Raw genomic sequence first — 2,830 nt, 5'->3', positions numbered from 1 at the left:
GCTGGACATGGCCCGCATGGCCGGACTTTTTGACCTGCTGGAGCGCCGCCGCGCTGCCGGAGCCTGTGTGCTTATGGCCGTGCACGACTGCAATCTGGCTGCCATCTATGCCACAAGGCTGCTGGGTCTCAAGGCGGGAAGGCTTGTTTTTGATGGTTCTGTGGATGAGGTTTTCACCGAGGAGAAGCTCAGTGCCCTTTACGATATCCCGATCGGCGTTTTGCCGCACCCGCTTTGGGGCCTGCCACAAGCCCTTCTGGCCCGCGCGCACGGGCCCCGTAGTCACGCTGCTGGCCTTGGCACTGTTCCTGATTCCGGCTCTGATGCTGAGGTCGCCAACTAAGGCTCTGGCCGCCGAATCTGCGGAAAGCTCATCTGCCACCTTGGCTGGTGCTGATCAGCACCCAGACTCAGGCGCACCGGAATCAACAGGTCCGACACATTTTTCTCCAGTCACTGTGCGTGATGATGCGGGGTATGAGGTGCAACTGAATGCCCCAGCCAAGCGTATCATAGCGTTGTACGGGGCTTTCAACGAGCTTTTGCTTGCCCTGGGCGCTGGCGACAGTCTGGCGGCGCGCACCGTGGCTGATGCCGACATACCCGGTTTGGCGCATTTACCTGCCATTGGCACGCATATGCGCCCCAATGCTGAACTCATCGTGCAGCAGTCGCCTGATCTGGTTATTCAGCTTGCCGGGCGTAATGAAGCGCTGTTGCAAACAGAAGCTTTGCGCGGCCTTGGCCTCAACGTGCTCATTTTTGAAATGAATTCTTTTGAGCAGATGTTTGGCGTGATGGAGAAGCTTGGTCAGCTTACCGGGCGCGAAGCCGAGGCTGCCAAACTGATCAGTACATGGCAAAAAAGGATTGCCGACCTTGAAGCGCGCTACGCGAATCAGGAGCCTGTGCGTGTTTTTTATGAGGTGCGCTATCCCAATCTGCTTGCCGCAGGGCGGGGCGGAATAGTGGATGACATCATGATTCACGCGGGTGCGCGAAATGTTGTCACGGACGAGAAAAAACTGGTGCGGTTCAACGAAGAAGCTTTGCTGGCCGCTGACCCCGATGCCTATATTGTGCAACGCGGCCCGATGAATCCGGACCCGCAACCTCTGGACCAGCGCCTGCACTACAAAAATTTACGCGCGGTGCGTGATGGCCGAGTGCTGACAGTGGATGAAGATTTTTTTGCCCGCCCGGGCCCACGGTCTGTGGACGCTGCTGAAGAGCTGGGGCGTTTTTTGCACCCTCAGACGGCACGTTGATTTTTCCATAACCTGATATTCTGGCGACAGGACAAGAGAGTAGAGCATGACAGGAGTTTTGTACGGCGTGGGCGTTGGGCCTGGCGCTCCGGATTTGCTGACGCTGCGGGCCGTGAATGTTCTTGGCAAGGTGGACGTGATACTGGCGGCAGCGTCGCCTCGCAATGATTATTCCGCAGCGCTGGAAACAGCCCGGCCTCATCTGCGCCCTGACGTGCGCATGCTGCGCCTTGAATTTCCTATGACACGGGACCGCGCCGTGTTGCATGAAGCCTGGCGCGTGGCTGCCGAAGAAACGCAGAAAGTGCTGGAGAATGGTGAAAATGCGGCCTTTCTGACCATTGGCGACCCACTGGTTTACAGCACCTTTGGCTATCTTATGCAGACTCTCAAGCAGCGAGCGCCACACCTCCCGGTTGAAATCATTTCGGGAATTACCTCCATTCAGGCCACCGCCGCCCGCACCGGCACAATATTGTGTGAAAATAGTGAAAGCCTGCGCATCATCCCAGGCATCAACAGCCGTGAGGAGCTTGAAAAAGCGCTTGATGGCGCTGATACAGCCGTTATTCTTAAGACCTACCGCAACCTTCCGGCCATAGTGGATGCCCTGCGCGCCACAGGACGTCTGGATTCCTGTATGCTGGCAAGTCATGTAGAACAGCCTGCCGAGTGCTTGCGTCAGGGCATAGACCTTGAAGAAGGCACGCCGCCCTATATGTCCCTGGTCATAAGCAGAAAACCCAAGAAATAGATGTATTGTTTACGTCCGTAGCAGTGCTTTTGCTTCGTAAAACCGTTTCGTAAGATTCTGGAAGGCCCTGCGGGCGCGTAAGCCGTTGCCGTGTCAGCGGCTTACGGATAACAACGGCAACTCTTTGGGCAAGATTTTAGCGTAACTCATTGCCGTCTTTATCCGTAGCTTCCTGCGTCGCAACGGCTAACGCAGCGGCTAAACTAAGCTTACGCCTTTACTGTGCGTGTTTGCTCACGCAGCCACACCGCCAAAACAGAAACATCAAAAGCCAGCAATCCCTAGTTACAAAGGGATTGCTGGCTTTTGATTCAATTTGCGCGGGCAGGGTCACGAGCACGCTGTATAATCAGCTGTGCAGAATCAGCAAATTCGTGGCAATTGCGCTCCTTCAAGCATGCCCAGCAGGCGGCGGCCACCAATACGGGTTTGCAGGCTCACTTGCGCCTTGCCCTCTGTAACTGTGCCCACGCGCGCGGCTTCCTTGCCGTAGGGTGAGCGGCGCATGGCCTCAAGAGCTGCCTCGGCCTTATCTTCGGGCACAATGCAGATGCATTTGCCTTCGTTTGCCAGGTAGAGGGGATCCAAACCCAAAAATGAGCAGCCGTTTCGCACGGCTTCGTGAACAGGTATGGCTGTTTCATCCAGAAGGATACCCACCTGCGACTGTTCGGCGATTTCATTGAGCGTGGTGGCAAGGCCGCCACGTGTGGGGTCGCGCAGCACATGATCTTCTTGGTCGGCCTTAAGATTGTCCTCAATCATATGGTTGTGCGGGGCCTAATCCTAGGTGACTTACGTGAGAATC

The 2,830-nt window shown here is 56.2% G+C and carries 2 protein-coding genes and 2 pseudogenes; 3 read left to right on the top strand and 1 reads right to left on the bottom strand.

The window, feature by feature from the left end; all coding sequences use genetic code 11:
• The 3 genes and pseudogenes from QM579_RS09560 to cobI form a co-directional block, all read left to right on the top strand.
• A pseudogene (locus tag QM579_RS09560) lies at positions 1-343 on the top strand (ABC transporter ATP-binding protein); the annotation flags it as partial.
• Complete coding sequence (locus tag QM579_RS09555) at positions 324-1,268, top strand: ABC transporter substrate-binding protein (protein ID WP_414998932.1); 945 nt, start codon at positions 324-326, stop codon at positions 1,266-1,268. The pseudogene QM579_RS09560 and the gene QM579_RS09555, both read left to right, overlap by 20 nt.
• A 46-nt stretch (positions 1,269-1,314) precedes the next feature.
• Positions 1,315-2,022, top strand: a complete 708-nt coding sequence (cobI, locus tag QM579_RS09550) for a precorrin-2 C(20)-methyltransferase (RefSeq protein WP_414998931.1) — start codon at positions 1,315-1,317, stop codon at positions 2,020-2,022.
• A gap of 363 nt (positions 2,023-2,385) precedes the next feature.
• Here the strand turns inward: cobI and QM579_RS09545 are convergent.
• Positions 2,386-2,793, bottom strand: a pseudogene (locus QM579_RS09545) (HypE family hydrogenase expression/formation protein); the annotation flags it as partial.
• Between the last annotated feature and the right edge of the window lie 37 nt (positions 2,794-2,830).

Origin of the sequence: Desulfovibrio sp., assembly GCF_047607245.1 — a bacterium.
Classification (GTDB): Bacteria; Desulfobacterota; Desulfovibrionia; order Desulfovibrionales; family Desulfovibrionaceae; genus Desulfovibrio.
Note: the sequence above shows the minus strand (reverse complement) of the source record. Positions and strands in the feature narration are given on the sequence as shown.